Raw genomic sequence first — 22,997 nt, forward strand, 5'->3', positions numbered from 1 at the left:
CCCGCGGAGCGGGATATGCCCCGGCAAGCCGGGGCATAGAGCGCGAATTGCGCAAGCGCAATTCGGATTCCGGCGCAAGCGCCGGAATTGAATTCCGCGAGCGGAATTCTAAAAGCAGGACAATTCGCGCAAGCGCGAATTGTGGGCACCCGCGCAAGCGCGGTTGCCTCGGTTGGCTACGAGGGGAGGTGCATCATGCGCGGGCCTGTGTAGGGCTTGGGGTTACTGCTCACCACCCCCGCCACGGGTGTGACGGGCCATCGGCTCCATCGGATGCCGGCCGCACCGCAGTGACGGGCTCCGCTGCGCTCCACCCGAACCCCTCCCCTATGCCCGGAACCTGTCCTGTGCGCGTTCACTGCACCCTGCCAGCATACAGGAGATCGGCCGTTCGTGGGCTGGATCGGGCCATGTATCACCCTGGAGGGGCAAGTTGGCTCGACGTTGGTGCATCACTGCTCAGCACTGTGTAGAGTTTGGGACTGGACACCGCACCCCCAACGCCGCGTACCCGCGCCGGGATTTCCTCCCTGATTACGCGTGCATTCTGCGAAAAGGAGAACACGGGGTATGGCAGTGAAACTGCGTGACCATCAGATCGAGGCCGTTGCTGCCATTGTGCGCGGTCTAGATATTCCGCCGGGCGGCATTCCTGTGAACGGTCTGCGAGGGCAGGTGCATGCCGCGTGCGGGACAGGGAAGACCATCATCGCCGCCGCCGCGGCCAAGCGGCTTGTACCCAAAGGCCGTGATCTCATTCTGGTGCCGACGTTGGATTTGCTCGCCCAGACGATCAAGGCGTGGCACGGGGCCGGGCACACCGGGCCGGCGGTCGCGGTGTGCTCGCCCCAGGATGACCCGGAGCTGTGGAACCTGGGGGTGCGGTGCACCACGAATCCCGTGCGGCTCGCGATGTGGCACGGGCAGGGGCCCGTGACCATCTACGCCACCTACGCGTCGCTGCCGGTGCTGGCGGAGGCGTTCGAGGGCGCCTACGGCCAGCAGCTGGCGCCGATGGACCTCGTGGTGGTCGATGAGGCGCACCGGACCAGCGGTTCGCTGGGGAAGGCGTGGGCGGACGTCCACGACCAGCAGATCATTCCGGCACGCCGGCGGCTGTACATGACGGCGACGCCGCGGATCTGGCAGGAGCGGCCCAACTGGGAGGTCGCCGAAGGGATCCGGGAAGCGCTGCCGAAGGAGATGGCGGCTTCCATGGACGACGAGGAGATCTTCGGTCCCGTCCTGTACAAGTTGTCCTTGGCGTCGGCGGTCTCCCGCGGGTTGCTTGCGCGGTATCAGATCATCGTGGTGGAGCTCGCGGACCCGGTCGTCACGCCGGAGCGGCTGATGGGTGAGGAGCGGCGTAGCGAGGAGGTGCGCGGGCAGCGGCTCGGTGCGCTCCAGGCCGCGTTGCTGCGCACGATGGCGGACTACCACCTGAACACCTGCATCACCTTCCACCACCGGACCATGGAGGCGCAGGCGTACGCGGAGGGCCTGCAGCGGGTGGCGGCCAAGCTGCACGCCGACGATCCGGAGAAGTACCCGGCGACGATCTGGGCGGACTGGCTGTGCGGGGAGCACGTGCCCGAGCGCCGGCGGGGGGTGCTCGGTACGTTCGCGAGCACGGCGCGGCGTGCGGTGCTGTGCAACTGCCGGGTGCTGGGTGAGGGCGTCGACATCCGGGCCGTGGACTGTGTGGCGCTGCTGGACCCGAAGGGCGCGCCGCACGACATCGTGCAGGCCATCGGGCGGGCGCTGAGGCAGAAGCCGGGGGAAGGGAAACTGGCCTCGTTGATTGTGCCGGTATTCCTCCAGCCCGGGGAGCAGCCTGAAGACATGTTCACCTCCGCCTCGTACCGTCCTTTGGTGAAGGTCCTGGAAGGTCTGCGGGCTCATGATGAAGAGGCCGTGGAATTGCTGGCCATTCCGCAGGAGCCGCAGAAAGACGTTGCGCAGCCGTCCGTGGATATCGGTACGGAGCCGGAAGAAGGCGAGGATGAATCCCGTCTGCTGCTGCGTTTCGCGGCTCCGCGGGATCCGGTGATGGTCGCGGACTGGGTGTCCTTCAACGTGATCGACACCGAGCGGCAGGACTGGGCCCGCGGCTGGGCGAAGCTCAAGGCGTTCACCGAGCGTGAAGGCCACGCCCGCGTGCCGTACGGCCACCGGGAGGGAGCCACACCCCTTGGACAGTGGGTGGCAGAACAGCGGCGGGCGTACGGGGCCGGGCAGATGAGCGGCCTGCGCGCGAAGCGGCTGGAGAAGCTAGGCATGGTCTGGTCGCCGGCGGATGAACGGTTCCAGGAGAACCTGGAAGCGGCGAAGGCGTACTACGACGAGCACTGGACGCTGTGCGCGCCCCGGTCCGCGACGATGCTGGACCGGCCGATCGGGCAGTGGCTGTCCAACCTGCGCCGCCCCGGCGCCCTGGAGGGCCACCCCGAGTGGGAGACGGCGCTCGAGGAGATCGACGAGGACTGGAACCCGGACTGGTCGGCGGAGTGGCAGCGGCACTACGCCGCGGTGCGCGAGATGCTCGTGGAGGAGAGCGTGCTGGCGTACGTGGAGCCGGGCGTCACCGTGCACGGGATGGACGTCGGCCGGTGGCTGGAGCGGCAGAGGCAGCACGCGGTGTGGCAGGCGCTGATGGACGGGCAGCGCGAGCGCCTGGAGCAGCTCGGGGTCCGGCCGCTGCCCCCAGAGAAGGAAGCGCCGGCGAAGCCGTCCAAGGGGGCCTCTGGCGCCTTCGAGCGGGGTGTCGCAGCCCTGGCCCAGTACAAGGCCCGTACGGGCTCCGTGACGGTCCCCAGGGCCCACGTAGAGCGGCTGGAGGACGGCACCGAGATCAAGCTCGGGGTATTCCTGTCCAACACCAAGTCCAGGCGCGCCAAGCTCACCGCCGACAAGCTGCAGCAGTTGGCCGATCTCGGATTGGAGTGGGCAGCATGAGCACCGGGCAGCACGACGCGGACGCGTACGGCCAGGAGTTGGCCGGCATCAGCCATCACCAGCACGAGGCTACGGCGGCGCGGTTCACCGTCTTCCAGGCCCTGGCCGCCGCCGGCATCGCGGACGACCAGGCCGACGACATCGTCTCGAAGCTGGAGGCCGGTGCGGTGGCTGGCGCCCACACCTGGATCTCCGGGAGCAGCGCCCCGCACGGCTCCGAGCCGCGGTTCGAGGACGGCTGGCACGCCGGAGTCCGCGACGTCGCCAGCCACCTGCTGCGCATCGCCGACACCACCGCCACCGCGCAGCGCGGGCGCGCCGCGTCCAGCGCCCTGCTGGCCGCACACCTCCAGCAGATGGCCTCCCCTGCCCCGCAGGAGGCTCCGGTGGAGGACCCGGGCTCAGCTCCGGCGCTGGATGCGGCGGACGTCCTGGCGGTCGCGGAACGCTTCCCGTGGGCCCTGGCCGCACCGGGCGAGCGGCACTGGCCGGACGGGGAGTTCCTAGACGTCGCGCTGAGCGCGGTGCGCACCGAGGAACGCCAGGGGTACATCGAGCGCCTGGAGGCGTTCGTGGAGCAGCACCGCGCCCGCCTGGAGGAGCTGCTGCGGGCGTATGGGCCGGGCAGCAGGCCCGCCTCGCACGGCCGGTACGCGCTGATCGGGCAGCCCGAGACCCTGGTCATCCTGGAGCGGATGGAGGCCAACCCGTTCGGTCTGCGCGCCCAGTGGGAGAAAGAGCTGGAGACCGTCTTCCTGGACGACCTCGAGTTCGCGTGGGGGCCACGCATCCGCCTCAGCCGGTGAACAGCCGGGAACGAGCAGCGAGGCCGGACAAGGTGATCCTGTCCGGCCCCGCTGTCGTCGGTCAGCCGAAGTCGAGCGTCTCCTGGGCGAAGTCGGCCGGGGGCGGGCTGGGCAGGGGCAGCGGCGCGCCATTCTGGCGGGCGGCCTCCCAGCGCTCGACCAACTCGTCCTTCCACCCCTTGGGCGGCGGCCACGGGACTCCCCAGGCAGCGAGCTGGGCAGGCTTCCATCCACCGGCGGGCGTACAGGCGGCTTCGATCTCTTCGGGCGAAGGAAGTTCGTCAGGCATGCGCGGTGAACGACCACTGCGCCATGCTGGTCACCCCGCTGCCCGCCGCAGATCAGCGGCGCTCGATATCACTATCCACCGCTTGTCATAGGGGGTCAGCGCATCCGCGGGCGCGGGCGTGTCGACAGGAGCAGCGAATACCCGCCCAGTCGCCTCCCACGTTGTCGTCTCCAGCACAACCTTTTGATCGAACACATCGGGGCGAAGCCCGAGAACGCCGTCGGCCTGGAGAGCCCGGATGTAGTTGAGCAGCTCGATCGTGCCGACCATGCTCCAGGCGACCAGCGGTACCGCAGCACGGAAGCGCTCCGACAGGCCGAACGGGTCGGCTTCTCGGCGCCGGTCCGTGTCGTGGTGGACGACATCGCCGTAAATCCACGCCCACGCCAACTCTTGATCACCCAGGTCGGCGGTGTGTCCGGTTGCGGTGTCGCCGATCATGACGCGGTATCCGGTCTCCCGAGCGGGTGCCGCCGCTGTTCTCGCCTGCCACTCGGCCCGCGCCTCCTTCACCCACGCTGTCTCATGCGGCATCGACCGGCAGAAGTATCCCAACCCCGCCAGAGCCTTCCAGTGCGAGCAGGGGTCCTTCTCCAGCAGGATCGGTCTGATCCGTGCTGCGGCCGACTCGACCAGTTCCTCGGGCGGCAGTTCCTGCCGGAACCGGGCCTCGCCGTTCGCCAGAACGCTCACCGAGAACTTTGCGCCGGCCAGGGCGACCAGGACATCCCAGTCGGAAGCCATCGAGTGCGCCTCCACCCGGCGGGCGCGTACTACGAATGCCTCTAGGTGGGCGCGGTGCCGCGCCGCTACTCCTGGCGCGTCGGGCCGTCCGCTCGTCACCGTGGTCCTCCAGCAGGCTGTACCGCCGGGCCCCACGCCGCGCGGTGATAGCCAGCATGACTCGGCAGCCACGCTGGCAACAATGCCGTTTCCACAGCAGCCGATCACACGAAGGCACCGCGTCAGCGGGTCCTGGGCGCGCTGCGCGGCCGGGGCGTTGGCTACTTCGGGCCATCGGCATCGCACCCCAGTGCCTACACGCACCTCAGTACGATGCCGGGGGTCTGGATACAGCGACATCGCACTGGAGTGCGTGTAAACCCTGGGATCTTGGGCTGCTCCCCCATGGGCTGCGTGGCGCCGATAGGGGTTCTGCGAGGCGGGCCAGCCGCGCGCAGAGCCGTACGAGGAGGCGCGGTGCTGGGCAGCGGGCGGTGTTCCCAGCGGCGCGTACAGGTCCGTCAGTTTCGCGAAGAACGACTTCGGCGAGGGCCCCGCGGCTGACGCTCGTGGACAGTGCGGCGTGGCGCCGAATGTCGGCGTCCACACGCAGGCCAGACCGGTCAGTTGGGGTGCGAGGAAGCGGGCGTAGCCACGACCAGCGCGAACCAGTAGCGCAAGGGCGTGACCGGGCTGGCGGAGCGGCGTCACCCAATAGGCGGCGTACAGTGCGACGGTCGGCGTCGTTGATCTTGGCATGACGACGCCGACCGCAGCTGGGGCCAAGGTCGCCCCGGACCGCACCTCTTGTTCAAAGCAGCTGAAAATCCTGCCTCGTGAGACTGCGTACGTGCAGGAGACTCCGGGGATGTCCCTGTTCTGGGAAGAGGTGTCGATCGAGCCTGGGCACCCTCCGGAGCGATGCCCGCGTGGCCGCGATGCCCACTTCGGAGTCTGCTACGCCGAGATGATCACCGAAGAGGTCCGTTCCATGCTGGAGTGCGGTTTGGAGCCTGGGCACGAGGACGCGCATGCAGCGGAGATCGGGTTCAGCGATGACGGCGTGTGCGATATGGACATGTGGATGTTCTGGCGGGCTGGGGTTCCCGGTGCCCGGGAGATCCGGCAGCCGGGCACCTGCGACTGGGAGGCTGGGGAGCGCGGCATCAATCTGTGTGTCCTCTTTCGGGGACATGGCGGAAGGCACAAGGCGCAGGGTCTGGGGTTCGTTGACGACCAAGGCCTGAACCGTTTCGGCGAACGTCCATCTGACGACACCTACGCCGCTTGCGGTCGCTGACATCCGGATGGGCGGCGGTGTCGTCGCCCGTCCGGATGAGCCGCGGGAAGGGCTCCGGTGCCCTGGGCCGTGGCCCCTTTAGCGTGCGGTCATGGACTCCACCCCGATGCCCGAGCCTCTGCGGCGGGCGATCCACCAGCTGGTCTCCGAGGGCGTGCAGAACTGCCAGGAGGTGTTGCGGTACACCGAGCCCGACCAGGCCCACACCTGGAAGCGGATGTCGCTGTACCGGGCCACGGACGCGGCGGACACCATGAACATGGTGGCCATGCTGATCGCTGCGTACTGCGAGCACACCGGCATGGCGCCCGACACGCTGCGGGGCTACCTGCAGGTCGAGCAGCAGGAGCTCCGGTCCGCCGGTCCGCAGGACGATGACCGGGCGCACGTGGCAGGTCTGGTGGGCGAGGCGCTCTCGCACGAGGCGATGCGGGCGCCGGCGAATCGGATGCGGTACGGCCGGGGCCAGCGGCAGGCCGAGCAGGCGCAGCACCCCGAGGACGACCCGCAGAAGCTGTTCACCGAGGCCTGCCTGCACGGGCTGAAGGCGCGGCTGTGCGATGACGTCGACTCGCTGGACAGCTACCTGCCGCCACAGGTGGCGCAGCTGGCCCGCAGGGTGGCCGAAGCTCTCGAAGTGCCGGAACTGGCCGCGACCTGACGCCGGGGCCGCGCGGTCGCCGGACAGTGCGACCCCATACCGGGCCCCGGGGATGTCATGACAGTTCCCCGGGGCCCGTGGTGTGTCCGTCGCCGGGTCAGCTCTCGTGGTCGTCCGGGTCGGTGAGCCAGGTGACGACGTCGGCGTCGGTCATCCAGATCGCCTGCGTCTCGTGAGCCTCGTTCTCCTGGATGACGTGGCTGCGGCCCGAGAGCCTGCTCGGCTTCGGCGCGGGGCCAGCAAGCGGGGCGAGGCGCTGCCAGGTGGTGGTCGTGACCCGGGCCAGGATCACCGTGCCGAACATCTCGTGCGGCGCCACCCCGAGGACGCTGGAGGACGGCGTGCCGTCGAGGATGACGTGGACGCGGATCGCGCGCCCGGTGTACAACGCGGCCTCGAGGGCGGAGACGGCCGGGGACATGCGCGGGTCGTCCTTGCTGCGGAACGTCTCCCAGTAGCGGGTGAGCTGGCGCAACGCGCTGTGGGCGCTGTCCATGGAGACGACGAGCCGGGGCGCGGCGTCGAGCTCGGTGTCGGCGAGGTCGAGGCGGCGCGACAGTTCCTCTCCGAGGCCGACCAAGGCGTCATGGATGCCGGCGACGTTCCCGCGGTGGGTCACGGTCGGCAGACCCCTGGCCCACAGGTGGGAGATCCGCTTGGGGTCAAGGACCAGGGCGTGCGCGCCCTGGTGCAGGAACTGGGCGGTCAGGGAGCGCAGCACGGTGGTGCTGCCGCCGCCGCTGGAGGTGCAGACGAGAACGTGGGGGCAGGCGTTCAGGTCGATGGCGATGGCGCGGCCGTCGGTGCTGATGCCGATGAGGGCCGTCCCCTCGGGCAGAGCCTCTATCTGCTCGCGCAGGTCGGGGGCGGAGAAGCTGAGCATCGTCGGGAGCGCGGTCTTCTTCATGGTGCGGTGTTCCTGTTCTGTGTGATGCCTGGTGAACCGGGCGTTCTCCAGGGCCGGGGAGATCGTGTCGGCGAAAGCGGACAGGTCCGGATTGATGGGCGGCCGGTCGGATTTCCGACCCGCCGCCCGCAGGGGATCAGTCGAGGTCGGTGGTGCCGATGGCGGCGCGGGGCCGGTTGCGGGCCCACTTCTTGAGGTCGCCGACGCGGTAGAGGAGTTCGGCGCCGCGCTTGCCGGCCGAGGCGGGGAAGGCAGGGTCGTTGGCGCGGGCGAAGCGCAGCGCGGCCAGGGTGATGCCGGGCAGGTGGTGGTCGGCGGCCTCGCGGAGCCCCACCGCCTGGTCGTCGTCGACCCGGGCCGGGGCAGGGGTCGCCGGCGGCGCCGTGGCGTTGCCCGTGAGCTCGCCGGGCGCGGCGGCCGGGGCCGGGACGGGGTTCCGGGGGTCGGCGGGCCGGTCCCCGCTCGCGGGCGGCTCGGGGACCGGCGGGAGTTCGCCGGTGCTGGTGGGCCGGGTGCCCAAGAGGGCTTCGGCGGGTGGCTTGTGCAGCTGCACCGGGGCGGGCCCGCAAGCGGCCGCGGCCTTCTTGCCGGTGGTGGCCCACTCGCGGGCTTCGGCCTCGGTGAAGAAGAGGATCTGCGTCTCCCGCGCGGCCCCGCCGCTGACCACCTGAGCGCGGCCGGGGTGCTTGGCGGACTTCGGCGCCGGGTGGACCTCCGGGGCGAGCATCCGCCATGCGTTGACGCTGTAGCGGGCCAGGATCCGGGTGGAGAACTGCTCGCGGGCCTCCGGGCCTCCCAGGGCGCGGGCGGTGGCGGACTGCGCGACCAGGAGCACGTGCATGCGCAGCTGGCGGCCCATGAACAGGATCTCGTTGAGCGCGTCGACGGCCGGGGAGACCTTGGGGTCGCCGGACTCGCGGATCTTGTCCCAGTAGCGGGCCAGCTGCTTCATCGTCGCGTTGACCTCTTCGAGGAGGAGCAGCAGCCGCGGGCCGATGGCCTTGGGGTCGGCGCCGATGCCCAGGTCGTCGGCGACGCGGGTACGGCGCCGGCCCTCCGTGCCGAGGGCGATGAGCTGGTCGTGGATGTCGGCGATGTCGCGGCAGTACGTGACCCCGGGCAGCCCGGAGGCCCACGGGTGGGAGATCCGCTTGGTGTCCAGGACGAACACGAGCGAGCCGTGGTGGAGCATCTGGCAGGCGATGCACCGCAACGTCACCGACTTGCCGCCGCCGGTGGAGGCGTTGACCAGGATGTGCGGGGACTGGTCGTCCAGGTCAACGGAGACGGCCCGGCCGCCGGACCCGACCCCGATGACGGGCGCGGACTCCTTGGCCTTGGCCACCAGCTCCCGCATCTTCGGGTCCTTGAACAGGGCCCGGGCCGGGGGCTTGCGGGTCTTCTTCACCAGCACGTACGGCGCGGCCCCGGCCGGGTGCCAGGCGAAGGTGACGCCCTCCAGGGCGAGCTTCTGGGTGATGAGGTCGGCGATGACGTCGCGGGAGAAGGCCAGGCTGGTGGGCAGGTCGATGCGTATCTCCGCATCGTCGTCGGAGAAGTTCTTCGGGACGTGCAAGTAGCGGCGCGGGTCGGTCTGCTCCGCCATCCCGAGCGGCCGGTGCAGTGCCTGATGCAGCGGGACGATCCACTCGCGCATCAGCTCCCGCCGCTCCCGGCCCAGGACCCCGTACGCCAGGCCGCCCGCAGCCGCGACGCCGGCCACGCCGATACCGCCGGTCTCCAGCACCTGCAGGACGCCCTGCGGCTCATCCCACAGCGCACGGGCGGTCTCGAAGGTGGTGCCCGGGTGGCGGCCGGCCAGGTAGCCGGCCTCGGTCACCGCGCCCAGGACGGTCAGCCGCACCGCCAGGCGCTGCCACCCGGCCCGGTAGGAGGCACGGCGCACCCGGCCTTCCGTCTTCGGCAGCACCCTGCGGCCGGTACGGAAGAACGTCGCATCCGTGCGGCGGATGCCGTCCAAGTCCCGGCCAGCCAGGAACCGGCCGATGCCAAACGCGAGCGTTTCGGCGGTCTCCTCCACCTGCTTGTCGAACTTGCTCTGCGCCATGCGTGATGCCTTTCGCCGTGCCTTCCGGCATCTCACCCCCGGAAGCGGACAGCGAACGTAAACCAGCTCACCTGTGGACAGAGTTATGCAAATGCCGCCACCGCTGTGGACAGTCCGACAGCGTCACACACCACCTCGCAGCAAGGCCCGGACCTCTCGGTTCGGGCCTTCTTCATGAACGTCGCCGCCCGCTGCTGTCCAGCCGCCACCGAGGCCCGCTCAAGCAGTGGGCGGTGGTGCGAGCTGAGGACGAGACACAAACCTCAGCGCCCCTGCACTCTTCCGCCCGGCTGTTATCGATCAAGAAGGAGTAAGCCGTGAACGACCGTCAGGCTCGGCCCGGGGCAATGCCGTCGCCGTCTTCGCCTACCGTGGAAACACCACCCGGAGCCGGGGCCCGACAGCCCGCCTCCGGGGCGCCCTCGCGCAGCACGCCGAGGCGCCGGCCGACCGCGCGGCCTCTGACCGCGGACGCGACAGCCACCGCGCTGTCCGAGACCGACCGCCGCCTGTCACCTGCGCCGAGGAGTGCACCCATGTCCCAGCCCGAGCCCACCCCTGCCCCGTCCGAACCGCCCTGCCCCCGCATACCCCGCCACCGCCGGCTCGCAGCCTGGTTCCGCGCCCGCACCTGGCAGGGCGTACGCCTCTTCAGCGAGCCCTTCCTCGCCACGCTGGGAACCCTCACCGCCTTCGCGCTCATCGCCGCCGTCATCTGCGTGCTGTCCGACACCCCCTTCCTCGAAGTGCTCGACAAGCTCAGCGCATTCGCAGGAAACATCGGCATCCGGGATGTTCTCCGCCGACGGTGACCTGACCTGACGACGACGCTGCTGGCCCGACCGCACATTCCGACGGGCCAGCACCGCGGGTTCTAGCCACTCGCCGTGCCCCAGCCGCCGAGGAAGTCGGCCAGGGCGCGGCGCTGGGCTTCCTCGCGGGCGATCTGCTCGGCGAGCACCTGGCGGTCGATGTAGGGGGCGACGGCGGCGAGGACCAGGCGTTGCAGCTCGTGCGGTTCGAGGGCTTCGACCTCCCACTGCACCGGGCGCGCGGGATCAAGGTCGTAGCGGCGGGCGAAGGCCGGCCACCGCGGGTCGCCGCGCTTGCCCTCGGTCGCCGGCAGGCCGTACGCGCGCACCTGCTCGTACGTGAGCAGCACGCGGGTGACTCGGCTCCAGCAGCCGGTGCGCTGGACCCAGTCGCGTTCGATGTCCATGCCCGAGGCGTCCAGGTCCCCGAGGTAAAGAAGGTGTGCCTCGCGGGGATCACGGGCGGTGCGGCGGCGGACGACATCGGCGTAGGACTGGGAGCCGAAACCGCGCACCACCAGCACGGGGATGCCGTACTCGGCGAGCCAGCCGGTCAACTGCTGTCGGAGAGTATCTTTCTCCGCCGCGACGTACAGGGCGTACTGCTGGCCCGCGGTGCGATCCAGACGGAACCACTCCGGCATCTGCCGTACGAACGTGTCCGCGTCCGGCCAGCTTTCCGGTACGTGCACGTCGCGAACGGTGTCGATCAGGTCAGGGAAGCGGCCCTCGCGGCGGGCCTGCGCCAGCCTCGCGGACAGCCGCCGGTACATCGGCGCCGTATGCGGCAGCACGCCCGTGGAGACCAGGCGGTATGTCACCTGCCGCAACGTCACCTTCAACGGCGCGTACCCGTCCACGATCTGTCGCGCCCGGTCCACGACGGCCGGCCACCGCACCCGCTGCCCCGCCATGCCGGTACATGTACATGTACATGTACCGCGCCACACCGCTCAGCGCCATGGTGCGTCGGACGGGGCCGCGCCGCAGCCGCTGCGTGCCTCCCGCGGCAGTCCGGTTCTTAGGGGACGTCGCCGTCCCAGTCCCACCGGCTCGCATCGCCCGGCCGGGGCTCGTACAGCGCCCGGCCGCCGGCGCCGAACTGCCCGAGCTCCGTCATCAGCGCGGCGCCCGTGGCGACCTCCTCCGTTGTCCAGCCGGTGATGTCGAGCAGCAGTCCGTCCAGCGGCCCGCCCACCAGCTCCGCGTACGTCCGGCCCGCCCGCGGGCCTGGGTGCGGGTCGTCGAAGTCCGTGCCGTAGACCCGGCCGCGCAGCAGCTCCTCATCCCTGTCCCTGTCCATAACAGCCAGGCTCCCAGCACCCACCGACAACCCGGGCGGTCTTCCCCGCTATCCCTGCGGCTGGTCAACGGGCCGTAAGGGAAAGCCCAGGCCCGACAGGAAGCGTGGTACGAAGAGCCCGGAGCACCCGCGCAGCGGACGTCCTCGTGCTCTGCCCGGCTCCCCGCACCGGTTCCGGATACGTCGTGCCTGATCGCCAGGGTGGCGGCCGTCTATCGACCGGGCGGGCTCCGCTGTCTGGCTGTGCCGCCTTCAGGTGTTACTCGGTGGTGCGGTCAGGGTCGGGGAGTTTCGGTGGGAAGTGGCGCTCCAGGATCTCCGCCCAGCGGTGCAGGACGACGTAGCCGGTGGTGTCGGCCTGCGCTTGGACCAGTTCGGTGAGGGCGTCGACGAAAGGCTGTGCGTCGATGTCGGCGGGCAGTTCGGCGGCGGCCTTCTTGAGCCGGTCATGCGCGGCGGGGAAGACGCCTTGGGCCCACTCCTCTTGCTCCTGGGTCCGTTTGTTGCCCTCCACCAGATTGATTTCCGTGATCGCCAGGGTTGGGCAGTCGGGCGTGTGCCAGGTCTCGCTGACCCCGCCGCCGGCCTTCACGTACGCGATGCGAGTGTTGTCGAGGTCCGGCAGAGCGAAGCAGTCGGTGCAGTCGACGCGTTCCGTCTCCGGCTTGTCGGTCATCAAGGAGCTCCCTTCGAGATGCAGACAGAGCCTGCCATCCCGGGCATCGGGTGGCCAGGTACAAGCGGAGCTGGCGGGCCTGCTGGGAGATCCCGACCCCGAAACCGACGCCCCGAGCTGGGCTTCGAGTACGCGTGGGCCCAGGCACGCGCCAAGACTGCTCTCACGCCCGACGACCCGCAGCAACTCTTCACCGCCGCGTTCCTGCACGGGCTGGGCGCCAAGCTCAGCGACGACATCGACTCCCTCGACACCTATCTCCCGCCCCACATCGCATCGCTGGCCCGCAAGGTCGCCGGAGCCCTGGAGGAGCCACCACCGCCCCCGGCATTACGCGGGCCGACGCTTCGCCGCCCCCGGCGCCCCACCGCCGGGTCCGGGATGGCACCGAGGCATCAGAACGCGTCGTCCGCCGGCGGCGGAGGCAGCGTACGCAGCACCGCCTCCGGCCGGCAGATCGCGCACGTGGTGGCCACCTCCGGCCCCTGGGCCAGGAGCCGCAGGGCGTCCGCGTCGGTGGCCAGGCTGCCGCCCTCGGATCCGGCGGCGCAGTCCAGGCGGTGCACCAGGCGGCGTCCGTCCCGCGTCACGTCGACGCGCCAGCGGGTGCGCTTCTCCGGCGGCGGCGGATCCAGAACGGTGTAGTCCTCGCCCTCGATCGGTTGCACGATCGGATGCGGAGCGCTGAGCTCGACGACGTGCGGCTGCTGGATCGGGCCGTGCGCGGTGTCCACCCGGCCGGGCAGCGTGAGCTGGTAGGTATACCACCAGGTGCCCAAGCGGTCGCGGCGGCGCCGGATGACCACCGCCCGAATCGTCTGCCCGTCCGGCAGCGTCACCGCCACCAGGGGCCCGTCGCCCCAGTGCGCCGCCGCCTCGTCGTACTCCTGCACACCTCTGACCCTAGGACGCCCGCCCAGCCGCCGCGCAGCCCGCCCGCACGGCCCGGGGCCGCCAGCCCCAGCGCCCCCTGCGCTTCGCAGGACACCTCTGGCCGGCGCCCGGTCCGGGCCGTGTCGTGGGTGTGCGCCACCGCCCCGTCGGGTGGTGGCGCACTGGCCGTTCGTCAGCGGTCCCGCTGCCGTCACCGGCGATCAGGTCAGCGGCGTCCCCAGCGTTCGGTGTCGATGGGGTGGCGGTGCTGGTCGCGCAGGGTGGCGGTGTCGCGCTTGTTGTCCCACATGTGGTCGCGGCGGTTCTGGAAGACGTGCTGGAGGTTGTCGTGGCCCCGGCCGGTGTGCACGCGCACCGTCTTGTGGCCGCCCAGGCGCAGGTGGTTGAAGCGGTAGGTCTGGTGGCGGCTGTTGGACAGCGTCCAGCCCTTGAGGTTGACCGGGTGCCGGCCGGTGTTCTGCACGGTGATCCACTCCCCGTTCAGGCTCCGGTTGGCGCGGGTGTCCCGTCCGGGGCTGTCGGCCTGCACGGCGCCGATCACGATCGGCGAGCGGTGCTTGGCCGGGGTGTGCTGAGCGGTGGCCGACGCGGGCAGCGCCATGGTGGCGGCCAGGGCGGCCGAGCCGAGGACGGCGGTGGCGAGACGTGGTGCGAAGCGGATCACGGAGACCTCCTGCGAACAGCCCCCGAGGCGGGGGCCGGTGAAACCCGATGCCCGGACCGTCGCCGGACGAGACCACAGTGAGGCCGCCGCCCACCACCTCGTTGAAAATGTGACTGGTCATTACAGAACACGGACATTTGCACACCAGATCCGCGACCGGCGCACACGCCCCCGCACCCGGCGCCCCGTACGCGCCGCTTCCCCACCCCGTGTCCGCCGCCCCGCTGACCAGCACAGCAGCACGCCCCCTGATCGCGCAGGGGATGCTCCGCCGTCACGTTCGAAAAGGCACTCGTCCCCGTTCGCCGGCGCCGCGAACGAAGGAGTACGTGAAGGCGCAGCAGCCATGGCTGCTGCGGCGCCCGCAGAACACGTTCACAGGGCAGCCGCCGTGCGGGCCGTTTTCGGGGTACCCAGGGTGCTTCCGGATCGTCGGCGAGAGTGTGGTGCCCCGCTGGAGCGCTGCGCAGAAGAGGAGTTCCTGTGCTTCCTGGTCACCTTCACCGGATGAAAGGCGCCGTCGTGCTGGGCGCCAGCCGCCCCGGCGAGCCCGGGCCCTTCGGGACCTGGCCGGACGACGACGACCAGACCGACAACACCCTCCAGGAGGAACCGGACGACGAGGGGTAACCCGCGCCTTCACCGCCCGTTGAAGCAGGTGCGCGACAGGCGCCGGGCCGTACGGCCAAGGTCGGGCCCGGCATACAGCCCGGTACCCCGGACCATGAGCGCGCGGCGGCCGGATGCCGGTGACGACACCAGCCCGGCCCGCCTACGCCTCCGGGGCGCTCTCTTCGCCGTCCTCGTCGTAGTCCAGCATCGGCAAGGACTCGGCATCCCGCATCAGCTCCGCCGTCCAGAACCGCTCCACCGCGTTCGGCCGGGGCCGGGTCCAGGGCTTCGACCTCGGGCGGCGGTCAGCGGCTGAACACCTGCGGGTAGCGGGCGCGCCGACGGGGATAGTCGTCGACGGCGAGCTCGTACCAGGGCTCGCCGCGCTTCAAGCGCGGCAGCGTGGTGGCCAGCACCGCGATGGTGATGCCCTCGACGTCGCGTGCGAGAGCTTCCAGGCGCCGTTGGAGGAGATGTTCGGGCAGGCCGGTCAGGACGACGTGCAGGGTCGGGAACAGGCGGCTGCGGGTGTAGCGGTGGCGGGCCCAGAAGCCGTACGAGCGGCCGACGGTGCCGCGGGCGCCTTCCCAGACGCGGTGGCCGGCGTAGCGCTCGTAGTCCCAGACCTCCTGGGCCAGGCGGGCGCGGGTCATGGTGCCGTTGTCGACCTCGAACAGGCGCACCTCGCTGGTGGCGGTGGGCAGGGTGAGGACGGCGTCGGTGCTGAAGCTCAGGCCGATCGCTTTGATGGCGTGGTTGACCTCCACCTGCCAGGCGGTCAGATGGTGGCGGCCGCCGTAGGCGAGGATCGTCTCGGTCACCGCGATGCCGTGCGGCCCGAACCCGGCCCTGATACCCCTGGCCCCAGTACCGGCCCGCGGGCGCGGCGGCAGTTCGTTGCCTGCGGCCAGAGCCTTCAACCCTGCCGGGGTCAGGTTCCAGATCGGGTCGCGGCCGTGCTTGCCGTTCGTCTCCGCCAGGCCCTGGGTCTTCAACTGCCGCATCGCTCTGCGTACGTACGACCGGCCATCCGAACCCTCCCCCGTGATGACCTGAGCTATCTGCCGGACCGTCGCCATCCGCACACACCCCAGCATCCGCAGAGCATCCGCACGCACCCGGGAAGCAGTAGGAGTAGACCTTGTCCCAGTCGCTGACGCTTCAGGGACAAGGAGAGAGGTGTCGGCCCGCCGGAACGCGGCCGTGCAGGGGGTGTGGCCTGCGGTTTCCTGCGTAACCGCCGCTGCCGTCGCGGCACTGGTCACGGCACTGGCCTGCCAGCCGTCGGCAAGGGGGCGCGCGTCGGCCATCGCCGTCGTCCGGGCGTCGTGGTGGTACGTCATCGCGGGTGACCTCCAGCGATCGTGCGGGCTCCGGACAGAACCCGCGCTTGTGACCTATAGAGGTCCGGCCCAGCGCCCCCGTGTGACCGGAAGCGCCGCGCTTCTTCAGCGGAGGCCCGCCGGTTCCTTTCGCGCGCACGGACCGGCAGCAGGCGCGCATCCCGTGTCCTGACCGCGCCCCGCCCCAGCAGACGCGCGCACCCGGCAATGCCTGGCGCGCCCGGTGCGCGCACGCGCCGCGCACCGGGCGGGCGCGCACCGGGCGGGCGCGCCTTCGAAAGGCGTGGCGCGGCGCGCCACGCGCACCAGCCGAGCCTGATCACCTTGAGCGCGCCGCACCGCGCCGCGCCGTATCACAGCACCCCTTGCCGACACCCTTGCCAACCCGCGCCGGAACCGCGCGCACCCTTGCCGAACCCTGCGTGCGCGCCCGGCAAGGGTGCGCGGTCCCGGCGCGCCACCCCTTGCCGACGCGCGCACCGGTCCCCAGGGCGGTCGCCGCGTTGCGCGCGGCCAGGAGCCGAGGAGGCTGGAAGAAGAAGGAGGTGAGGATCGTGAGCAAGCACAGCAGTGGAAAGGGCAGCGGGTCGAAGAGCGGCGCGGGCCAGCGCATGAGCCCGGCCGCGGCCTCGCGGGTGCAGTCCGCCGGCGCGAAGAACCCGGGCAGCCGTACGGCCGAAAGCGGCTTCGCATCCCGCGCGCAGTCGGCCGCGGCCAAGGGCGGCGGAGCGCGTCAACAGGGTGGCCGCTGAGGTTCGCTCACTCACACCTTCCATGCGAGTGAGCACTGAACCCTCCAGACCAGCCGGGACCGGGGCACCGTCCACCGCGCGTACTGGTGGCCCCGGCCCGGCCTGCGCCACGCCCACGGCAGCGCTTGCGAGCCCACCGACCGCGAGCCCATCCCGACGACCGCAGCCAGCTGACCCTGCGGGTGACCACGTGCCGGGCCACCTGGCGTGCATGGCGGCGGCTCGGAGCGCGGGGTAGCTTCGGTCCGCCTCGGTCTCGGGGAAGAACAACGAGTCCACACGACGGGCCGGGCCGGCGGCGGCCAGACGCCGGTGACGAACCGGCCCGGCCCGCCTCCCTCGGACTTTGTCTTCTTCCGCATCGTTCCCAGCGTCGGCCCAGGGGGGCCGATACGGGACACTGGTGCGGTGACCAGCACCCCCGCACCCCGAGCCCTGGGCCGGGGCGTTGCCCAGCTCATCCCCCAGCCCGGCGACGTCTCCGCGGCCGGCCGCGCCGCCGCCTCTCTGTCCGCGCTGCGCACCGTCACCGTCCACGCCGGCGTCCTCGAAGCCGCCGTCGCCCTCCTTGAGGAGCTTCAGGATCCGGCGCGCGGCGCGGACGACGCCACGGTGGCGGCCGCGGCCGCCACTGTCACTCTGCTGCGCCAGGCCCTGCACCCTGATAGCTGACGGCCACGGGAGCGCCGACGGTTACAGCTTCTTCGACCGCGCGCCGCCTCCGTCCGGCGTTCCTGCGTGGGTGCCGACTGCCGACAGGCGTGCGCCCGTGTGCCGTCCGACCGGGAGCACCGCCCCCGACATTGACAAAACGGCACAGAAGCGCTCGTTTGGGTGACTGACAATCCGCTGCTCCTGCGCAACACTGACCCCGCGCGCAGCGCGGGGCGGCCAGATCGCCCCCGTACGCCCGCCGGCCCTCGACCGCTGCGGCCTTGCCGACAGCCGTCGCCCGGTCCGCACCTCATCATCGCGCGGCTGGCGTCTCTGGATGCGCGGTCAACGGCAGGGGCGTCCGGATCGCGCGGTGCAGCCGCGCGCCACGACCGCGCCTTCGACCGGTCTGTCGCCGCCCAGGTCGGCGGGCGCGGCGAGTGCTGGATAGCGGGGCGCCGCGCCCCGTGCGAGCCCTTGTGGCCGGCGTACCTCCATCATCGCTTCGCCCGGGGCTGGGCGGAGGCCTCATACCGTGGTGCGCTGGACGGTACGGCACACCGGGGAGGGGGCGCCGGGTGGAAAGCGTGCAGGAGCTGCGGGCGGTGATGAAGGCGCACGCCGAGCTCGATCCGCTCACCGAGCCGGAGCGCGTACGGGCCCTGGCCCGGCTGCTGGTGCTCTTGGGGGTCGATGTCGTGGATTGTCTATCAGGTGGCCAAACGCGTGGGGCTGCTCCACCAGCCGGGCCTGCTCCGGGGACGGCCCGTCAACGGCGGCGAAGGGTGACGGTTCTCAGGCGGCCACCTGCGGCATGGGCCTGCCCTGCGCGGCGCGGACCGGCTCCAGGCAGCGCAGGCAGAGAGGATTTCCTCCGAAGCCGTAGCGATGGCACGGCTGGTGGCACCGGGCGCACCTACCGACCTGGTCGGACGGGCAGGTCAGCGGGGTGCTCGGGTGTGGTGTGGGCGTGGTCATGGCGGTCGGGTCCTCTCTCGTTCAACGCTAAAGGAACCGTTTTTCCGCTCCGATATTCCCGCGTCGGCGATCGGCTGCCTACGAGGTGACGGGGAGCTCGTCGACGGCCAGGTCCTCGCGCACAGCTGGTAACCGGCACGTATTCGAAGTGCGCCGTGTTCTCCGCTGACGAGCGCCTCTGCGGTGGCGCTCAGAAAGTGTTCGCCGGTCTAGGTGCCCACCACGACGATTTCGTAGCTCTTGGCGGTCGGCGGGCGGCCGTCGGGGCGCAGCTTGGCGTTGACCACGGCGAGACGGTCTCCGAAGCGGGCCGCTGCCGTCGGGACGCGGAACAGGCCGCTGCTGATGGTCTTCTTGGTGATGCCGCGGGACAGGTCCCCGTTCAGCGTGATGCGCTGGATTTGATTGCGGAAGTTCTGCACCGCCCACAGGGTGTGTCCGTGCAGAGCGATGCCGTCGACCATGGGCACGTTCACTCCGGCGACGGCCCGGCTGTGTCCGCTGACGGCATCGACGGTGTACAGCGCGCCCTTGCTGGAGTGCGACACCACCAGGGTGCGCCCGCTGGGGGTGGCCCGGATGCCGTTGAGGTTGAACTTGCCAGCGAGACCGGCTGCCGGGCCGCGCACGGTGAGCGTGGTGAAGCGGCCGGGGATGCCGCGGGGGTCGACCGGCACGAAGTGCAGTCGGGCCCGGCGGGAGTCGGTGAACCAGGCACCGTCACGGGTCAGGGCGACGTCGTTGATCAAGGTGGTGTGTGCGGCCCCGAACCGGTAGACGGCCACCGTGGTTTTGCGCCGCAGATCATAGACGTATGCCTGGCCCGTGGAGCCTCCCGCAACGAACAGCAGCGGGTGCCGGGCGTGGGACTGCATACCCAGGGCCTGGCGGCCCGGCGGGGCATCGATGAACCGGACGGCGGCGCCCGAGTGGAGATCGCCGCGGTAGATGTCGCCCGCGAAGTAGTCCCCGGCGTAGAAGGTGGAGCCACGGCCGGGGCAAAGACCTTCGGCCGACGTGGCCCCCGGCAGCCTGATCACCATCGGGGACCTGCCGGCGGACGAAGCATCCGATGGCGGTACGGCCGCGGCAGCCGCCACCAGGAGGAGCGGCAGCAGCCACGCGGCTGCCCCTCGCCGGCCACGGCCGCGGCGCGCCCGGACCCAGAGCCCGGTCGGTACAAGGCGGAGGAATTGCGGAGACAACAGCACCTACCAGTGTTACCCGGGCAGCCGCGTCGACGACCACAGCCGTACGGCCTTTCGTGCGGCACGGGCCGGGCCCGTGCACCGGACAGTTACAGGCGGCTGGCCAGGTACGTGTTCCAGTCGCGGCCGGCGCGCTGGCTCCAGCGGAGGGCGGCGGTGAGGCTGATGCCGAGGAGGGAGCTGAGGACCGCCGGGGGAAGGTCTGCGGCGAGGGTGACTAGCGCGGAGTTGCGCAAGGGGAAGACCGGGAGCCCGTGGCGCCGCAGCTTACTGGTCAGGTGGTGCGCGGTGACGGGCTGGCCGGCGAGCTGGCCGGGAAAGAGCCACGGAGCCCCGGCCCGTGGGCTGCTGCGTGCGATGGCCGAGGCGGTGACGGCGTGTTCGGCCTGCTGCGTCAGGAGTTCGAACACCGTCGGCGGGAGGGTGGCGGGCTGGGTGCCCAGCAGGATGGTGGGGTGTTTGCCTCCGGTCAGGTGGTGGGTGGTCAGTTCGGTGATCCGCTGCCCGCTGAGGCCGTAGAGGAGGATCAGGCAGCCGGCCGCCCGGACATCGAGCGGGAGGCCGTCGTCGTGCAGGCAGCGTTCCAGCAGGGTCCACCGTTGTTCGGGGGTGCACCACTCGCGCGGTTCGGACGAGCGCCTGGGGCCCGGCACGGTGAGGTCGGCGGTCAGACCGTGCCGGTGGGTCCAGTTCAGGAAGCCGCGGATGGAGCGTCGGGACGGTCCGCCGGCGTCCAGCCAAACGTCGACGTGCTGCTGGGTGACGTTTTCCAGGGTGAGGTGGTGCTCGGATGTCCAGGTGAGGAAGGCGATCACGGATAGCAGGTGGCTGCGTTTGCGGGCCAGGCTCTGCGGAGTAAACCGCGTCCGGTCGGCGCGGCGGCGGGCTTCTCGGACGACGGCCCAGGTGCCGTAGGTGCGCAGAAGGTGGTGGTGTTGCGGCGGGGCGGTTTCGGTCTTGCGCTGAAGCCAGGGGTCAAGGCGTTCGAGGGTTTCGCGGCGTTCGGGGAGGATGCCCAGATGAACCAGCGTCGCGCGCAGAGTGACGGCGGCCGGCCGGTTGGCCTCCGCATCGAGGACTTCATGGGTGATCGTGGTGCCGTCGGCTGCCAGGTGGCGCAGGAGCGCGGCACCGCCGTGGGGCTTGTCGAGCCAGGCCAGGACGGACCGGGCGCGGGGTACATGCGTCAGCGCCTCGGCAAGAGGGGCGAGCTGGGCTGGAGTCGTGCCGTTCGGGCCGGCGAACTCGGTGGGCAGGCGGACGCGGAGTACGCAGCGGGCGCAGCGGCCGTGCCGTTCGGTCTCCTCGCCTGATCCGCAGATTGGGCAGAGGTAGGCGTTGCGGGCGCCGGAGCACTGGCCGCACAGCTCGCCGCCGTGCTCGGTCCGGCCGGTCAGGGGGCGGATCTGTCCGCAGATGGTGCAGGGGCCGGGGTGTGTGCGGATGCGGTTGTAGCAGCTGGGGCAGACGCCGCCGAGCGGCCACCGTGCGGCGACCGGGCGTAGGTTGTGGCACAGCGCGCACGGGGCCTGGCGGACCTGCTGTTTGCGGCAGGAGCTGCAGATCGGCTTGCCGATCGACATCCTGGTGCAGGCCCGGGTGCGGCCGCAGCCGGAGCAGACTGCTTCCTGCCTTTCCCAGCAGCGGCGGCACAGGTCGGGGCGGCCGTTGCGGGCCCGTACATGGATGACGGTGACCTGGCCGCACTGGCCGCAGGCCCGCCGCGGCCGCAGGTTCTTGCGGTAGCACTCCACGCAGTGGGGCCGTCCGTCCGGGCGGGCGGCGACCGCGGCAGTGCGGTCGCAGATGCTGCACGGTTCGGGGGGCTGCCGACCACAGGTCTGGCACAGCGCGGCTCCGTCGGGCAGCCGCCGGTGCACCCGCCGCTGCCGACCGCAGGCGAGGCAAGGTTCGAGCTTGGACTCCCGGGACGCACTCGTCACGACAAATCTGGCCTGCGGATGGTGCTGCGCTGCACGGGCGCCTGCGTATCGCGACGGTCGGCCTCGGCGGTCTTGCGGACCTGGGTGTTGACGGCCTTGACCTCGATGAGGTCGTTGGGGGTGCAGCCGAGGATGTCGCACAGGGCCGCGAGGGTGTCCATGCTCAGGCGCTGCGGGTCCTGGGCGACCAGCCGGTAGACCTGCTCCCGCGAGAGGTTGATGCCCCGTTCGGCGAGCAGCGGCACCAGGGCGGCGGTCTGGAACAGGCCCTGCTCCGCCATGCGCAGGCGCAGGTTCCAGGAGATGCCCATCTTCTTGATCATGCGCTCGGCCCCCACAGGTCGGCGTGCTGGCCCCGCAGAGCGCGGGTGAGCAGGCGGTTACGGTACTCCGGGGAGATGCCCGTGTAGACCGCGGTCGTCGAGCCGTAGCGGTGTCCGACCTGCTCCTGGACGAAGCGTTCCGGATAGTCGAACTCGATCAGGTGAGTGATGTAGGTGTGGCGCAGGCAGTGCAGGTCCAGCGCCGGGTCCAGGCCGGCCAGTTCCCGGATCTCGGCGAAGACGTCGTCCATGCGCCGGCACGACATACGGCCGCGGCGCTCGGTCACCCACAGCGCGGGGTGCGCGCCCGGTGAGAGGGCCGGGCGCAGCTCCTGCACCCACTGCACGAGCACCGGGACGACCCAGTCCATCTCCGGCACCAGGTAGACGGTCCGGCGCTTGGGCGGTGAGCCGCGCGAGGACTTGCCCCAGCGGACGTGGATCAGCCCGTAGCGGCCGAACTGCGGCATCTTCGCGTTGAAGCGCAGGTCCGCCAGGTCCAGTCCCCAGGCACAGCTGCGGCGCAGTCCGAAGGCGTACACCATCTTGATCAGCGCGGAGTCCCGCTGGGCGGCGAGTGCGCCCTTGCGTCCGCGGCGCCGGATGTCCTCCACCCGCTGGTCGGCTGCGTCGAACAGCTGCTGTACCTCGTCGTAGGTGAAGGGCCGCCGTCCCGGATCGCCCTCGTACTCGCCGACGTGGACGACGGTGTTGTGCTCGTCCAGGAACTGCCTGGGCACCGCGCCGAACCGGTCCCGGCACACGCCCGGCCAGCCGTAGCGGGGATCGGTGATGAACTCCAGAAACAGCCGGACGTGGGCCTGATAGCCCCGGGCCGTCGAAACAGCGATCGGCCGCTCCCCCGACCGCATGTGATCGAAGAACGCCTCGACCTCGGGAGCGCTCCACTGCCAGGGATAGAGGTTGGAGAAGCGGATCAGCCGGTGAACGAGGGACTCACGGCGCTCGATGGTATCGGCCTTCAGATACCGCACGCGCTGCTGCCGGGCCCAGCCGTCCAGCATGGCCTTCAGCACAGCCGACTCGGGGTCCAGGTGGACCACACCGTCGAGCAGCGTCAGGTGCGCCGCACCGGGAGGACCATCTCGCTCAGCCACGGGTTGCA

22 protein-coding genes are annotated in these 22,997 nt (G+C 70.9%); 8 read left to right on the forward strand and 14 right to left on the reverse strand.

The genetic code is table 11. From position 1 onward, the window contains the following. Positions 1-570: 570 nt before the first annotated feature. Together ACH4K4_RS36690 and ACH4K4_RS36695 are read left to right on the forward strand one after the other, a co-directional pair. The gene (locus ACH4K4_RS36690) at positions 571-2,955 is read left to right on the forward strand and encodes a Helicase associated domain protein (protein ID WP_398173990.1); all 2,385 of its coding nucleotides are present in this window, start codon (positions 571-573) and stop codon (positions 2,953-2,955) included. After that, entirely contained in the window at positions 2,952-3,761 is an 810-nt protein-coding gene (locus tag ACH4K4_RS36695; RefSeq protein WP_398173993.1) for a hypothetical protein, read from the forward strand. The genes ACH4K4_RS36690 and ACH4K4_RS36695 overlap by 4 nt, the downstream gene beginning before the upstream one ends. A gap of 61 nt (positions 3,762-3,822) precedes the next feature. Here the strand turns inward: ACH4K4_RS36695 and ACH4K4_RS36700 are convergent, their stop codons facing one another. Further along, the gene (locus ACH4K4_RS36700) at positions 3,823-4,050 is read right to left on the reverse strand and encodes a hypothetical protein (protein WP_398173996.1); all 228 of its coding nucleotides are present in this window, start codon (positions 4,048-4,050) and stop codon (positions 3,823-3,825) included. A 30-nt stretch (positions 4,051-4,080) separates the two neighbouring features. Further along, entirely contained in the window at positions 4,081-4,794 is a 714-nt protein-coding gene (locus tag ACH4K4_RS36705) for a hypothetical protein (protein WP_398173999.1), read from the reverse strand. Positions 4,795-5,530: 736 nt separating this feature from the next. On the opposite strand from ACH4K4_RS36705, the gene ACH4K4_RS36710 reads away from it, so the two are divergent. Both ACH4K4_RS36710 and ACH4K4_RS36715 read left to right on the forward strand, forming a co-directional pair. Further along, positions 5,531-6,073: a hypothetical protein gene (locus ACH4K4_RS36710; RefSeq protein ID WP_398174002.1), complete on the forward strand. Its 543-nt coding sequence runs from the start codon at positions 5,531-5,533 to the stop codon at positions 6,071-6,073. Between the two features lie 91 nt (positions 6,074-6,164). Further along, positions 6,165-6,734 carry a hypothetical protein gene (locus ACH4K4_RS36715; RefSeq protein WP_398174005.1) on the forward strand — a complete coding sequence of 190 codons (570 nt, stop codon included), beginning with the start codon at positions 6,165-6,167 and terminating at the stop codon, positions 6,732-6,734. A 97-nt stretch (positions 6,735-6,831) separates the two neighbouring features. On the opposite strand, the gene ACH4K4_RS36720 is transcribed toward ACH4K4_RS36715, so the two are convergent. Further along, complete coding sequence (locus ACH4K4_RS36720; RefSeq protein ID WP_398174008.1) at positions 6,832-7,641, reverse strand: hypothetical protein; 810 nt, start codon at positions 7,639-7,641, stop codon at positions 6,832-6,834. Positions 7,642-7,777: 136 nt separating this feature from the next. Continuing rightward, positions 7,778-9,709, reverse strand: a complete 1,932-nt coding sequence (locus tag ACH4K4_RS36725; protein WP_398174011.1) for a pRL2-11 — start codon at positions 9,707-9,709, stop codon at positions 7,778-7,780. A 536-nt stretch (positions 9,710-10,245) separates the two neighbouring features. Here ACH4K4_RS36725 and ACH4K4_RS36730 point away from each other — a divergent pair. Further along, positions 10,246-10,521, forward strand: a complete 276-nt coding sequence (locus tag ACH4K4_RS36730; RefSeq protein WP_398174014.1) for a hypothetical protein — start codon at positions 10,246-10,248, stop codon at positions 10,519-10,521. Positions 10,522-10,583: 62 nt separating this feature from the next. Here the strand turns inward: ACH4K4_RS36730 and ACH4K4_RS36735 are convergent, their stop codons facing one another. The 5 genes from ACH4K4_RS36735 to ACH4K4_RS36755 all read right to left on the reverse strand — a co-directional run bounded on the left by ACH4K4_RS36735 (position 10,584) and on the right by ACH4K4_RS36755 (position 14,058). After that, positions 10,584-11,435 carry a hypothetical protein gene (locus ACH4K4_RS36735; RefSeq protein ID WP_398174017.1) on the reverse strand — a complete coding sequence of 284 codons (852 nt, stop codon included), beginning with the start codon at positions 11,433-11,435 and terminating at the stop codon, positions 10,584-10,586. Positions 11,436-11,542: 107 nt separating this feature from the next. Continuing rightward, positions 11,543-11,824, reverse strand: a complete 282-nt coding sequence (locus ACH4K4_RS36740) for a hypothetical protein (protein WP_398174020.1) — start codon at positions 11,822-11,824, stop codon at positions 11,543-11,545. Between the two features lie 259 nt (positions 11,825-12,083). Then, positions 12,084-12,500: a hypothetical protein gene (locus tag ACH4K4_RS36745; protein ID WP_398174023.1), complete on the reverse strand. Its 417-nt coding sequence runs from the start codon at positions 12,498-12,500 to the stop codon at positions 12,084-12,086. A 395-nt stretch (positions 12,501-12,895) separates the two neighbouring features. After that, positions 12,896-13,393 carry a DUF6233 domain-containing protein gene (locus ACH4K4_RS36750; RefSeq protein WP_398174026.1) on the reverse strand — a complete coding sequence of 166 codons (498 nt, stop codon included), beginning with the start codon at positions 13,391-13,393 and terminating at the stop codon, positions 12,896-12,898. A 206-nt stretch (positions 13,394-13,599) separates the two neighbouring features. Beyond that, positions 13,600-14,058 (reverse strand): lamin tail domain-containing protein, encoded by a 459-nt coding sequence (locus tag ACH4K4_RS36755; RefSeq protein ID WP_398174029.1) that lies wholly within the window; start codon positions 14,056-14,058, stop codon positions 13,600-13,602. A gap of 507 nt (positions 14,059-14,565) precedes the next feature. On the opposite strand from ACH4K4_RS36755, the gene ACH4K4_RS36760 reads away from it, so the two are divergent. After that, a complete protein-coding gene (locus ACH4K4_RS36760) occupies positions 14,566-14,688 on the forward strand; it encodes a hypothetical protein (protein ID WP_398174032.1) in 123 nt (40 codons plus the stop codon). 287 nt (positions 14,689-14,975) lie between these two features. Here the strand turns inward: ACH4K4_RS36760 and ACH4K4_RS36765 are convergent, their stop codons facing one another. Beyond that, a complete protein-coding gene (locus tag ACH4K4_RS36765) occupies positions 14,976-15,788 on the reverse strand; it encodes a replication-relaxation family protein (RefSeq protein ID WP_398174035.1) in 813 nt (270 codons plus the stop codon). A 779-nt stretch (positions 15,789-16,567) separates the two neighbouring features. Here ACH4K4_RS36765 and ACH4K4_RS36770 point away from each other — a divergent pair. Continuing rightward, positions 16,568-16,765: a hypothetical protein gene (locus tag ACH4K4_RS36770; protein WP_398174038.1), complete on the forward strand. Its 198-nt coding sequence runs from the start codon at positions 16,568-16,570 to the stop codon at positions 16,763-16,765. Positions 16,766-17,173: 408 nt separating this feature from the next. Next, a complete protein-coding gene (locus ACH4K4_RS36775) occupies positions 17,174-17,437 on the forward strand; it encodes a hypothetical protein (RefSeq protein WP_398174041.1) in 264 nt (87 codons plus the stop codon). Between the two features lie 1,169 nt (positions 17,438-18,606). Here ACH4K4_RS36775 and ACH4K4_RS36780 read toward each other — a convergent pair. The 4 genes from ACH4K4_RS36780 to ACH4K4_RS36795 all read right to left on the reverse strand — a co-directional run bounded on the left by ACH4K4_RS36780 (position 18,607) and on the right by ACH4K4_RS36795 (position 22,989). Further along, complete coding sequence (locus ACH4K4_RS36780; RefSeq protein ID WP_398174043.1) at positions 18,607-19,440, reverse strand: hypothetical protein; 834 nt, start codon at positions 19,438-19,440, stop codon at positions 18,607-18,609. A 254-nt stretch (positions 19,441-19,694) separates the two neighbouring features. Then, complete coding sequence (locus tag ACH4K4_RS36785) at positions 19,695-21,548, reverse strand: hypothetical protein (RefSeq protein WP_398174046.1); 1,854 nt, start codon at positions 21,546-21,548, stop codon at positions 19,695-19,697. Then, positions 21,545-21,871, reverse strand: a complete 327-nt coding sequence (locus tag ACH4K4_RS36790) for a helix-turn-helix domain-containing protein (RefSeq protein WP_398174049.1) — start codon at positions 21,869-21,871, stop codon at positions 21,545-21,547. The genes ACH4K4_RS36785 and ACH4K4_RS36790 overlap by 4 nt, the downstream gene beginning before the upstream one ends. Next, positions 21,868-22,989, reverse strand: a complete 1,122-nt coding sequence (locus ACH4K4_RS36795; RefSeq protein WP_398174052.1) for a tyrosine-type recombinase/integrase — start codon at positions 22,987-22,989, stop codon at positions 21,868-21,870. The genes ACH4K4_RS36790 and ACH4K4_RS36795 overlap by 4 nt, the downstream gene beginning before the upstream one ends. Between the last annotated feature and the right edge of the window lie 8 nt (positions 22,990-22,997).

Origin of the sequence: Streptomyces sp. NPDC017529, assembly GCF_044329785.1 — a bacterium.
Taxonomy (GTDB): domain Bacteria; phylum Actinomycetota; class Actinomycetes; order Streptomycetales; family Streptomycetaceae; genus Streptomyces.

Coding starts and splice junctions, on each gene's coding strand:
- ACH4K4_RS36710 (WP_398174002.1), top strand. CDS start 5,531: ATGACGACGCCGACCGCAGCTGGGGCCAAGGTCGCCCCGGACCGCACC.
- ACH4K4_RS36690 (WP_398173990.1), top strand. CDS start 571: ATGGCAGTGAAACTGCGTGACCATCAGATCGAGGCCGTTGCTGCCATT.
- ACH4K4_RS36695 (WP_398173993.1), top strand. CDS start 2,952: ATGAGCACCGGGCAGCACGACGCGGACGCGTACGGCCAGGAGTTGGCC.
- ACH4K4_RS36715 (WP_398174005.1), top strand. CDS start 6,165: ATGGACTCCACCCCGATGCCCGAGCCTCTGCGGCGGGCGATCCACCAG.
- ACH4K4_RS36790 (WP_398174049.1), bottom strand. CDS start 21,871: ATGATCAAGAAGATGGGCATCTCCTGGAACCTGCGCCTGCGCATGGCG.
- ACH4K4_RS36730 (WP_398174014.1), top strand. CDS start 10,246: ATGTCCCAGCCCGAGCCCACCCCTGCCCCGTCCGAACCGCCCTGCCCC.
- ACH4K4_RS36760 (WP_398174032.1), top strand. CDS start 14,566: ATGAAAGGCGCCGTCGTGCTGGGCGCCAGCCGCCCCGGCGAGCCCGGG.
- ACH4K4_RS36700 (WP_398173996.1), bottom strand. CDS start 4,050: ATGCCTGACGAACTTCCTTCGCCCGAAGAGATCGAAGCCGCCTGTACG.
- ACH4K4_RS36745 (WP_398174023.1), bottom strand. CDS start 12,500: ATGACCGACAAGCCGGAGACGGAACGCGTCGACTGCACCGACTGCTTC.
- ACH4K4_RS36725 (WP_398174011.1), bottom strand. CDS start 9,709: ATGGCGCAGAGCAAGTTCGACAAGCAGGTGGAGGAGACCGCCGAAACG.
- ACH4K4_RS36740 (WP_398174020.1), bottom strand. CDS start 11,824: ATGGACAGGGACAGGGATGAGGAGCTGCTGCGCGGCCGGGTCTACGGC.
- ACH4K4_RS36705 (WP_398173999.1), bottom strand. CDS start 4,794: ATGGCTTCCGACTGGGATGTCCTGGTCGCCCTGGCCGGCGCAAAGTTC.
- ACH4K4_RS36720 (WP_398174008.1), bottom strand. CDS start 7,641: ATGAAGAAGACCGCGCTCCCGACGATGCTCAGCTTCTCCGCCCCCGAC.
- ACH4K4_RS36735 (WP_398174017.1), bottom strand. CDS start 11,435: ATGGCGGGGCAGCGGGTGCGGTGGCCGGCCGTCGTGGACCGGGCGCGA.
- ACH4K4_RS36780 (WP_398174043.1), bottom strand. CDS start 19,440: ATGGTGATCAGGCTGCCGGGGGCCACGTCGGCCGAAGGTCTTTGCCCC.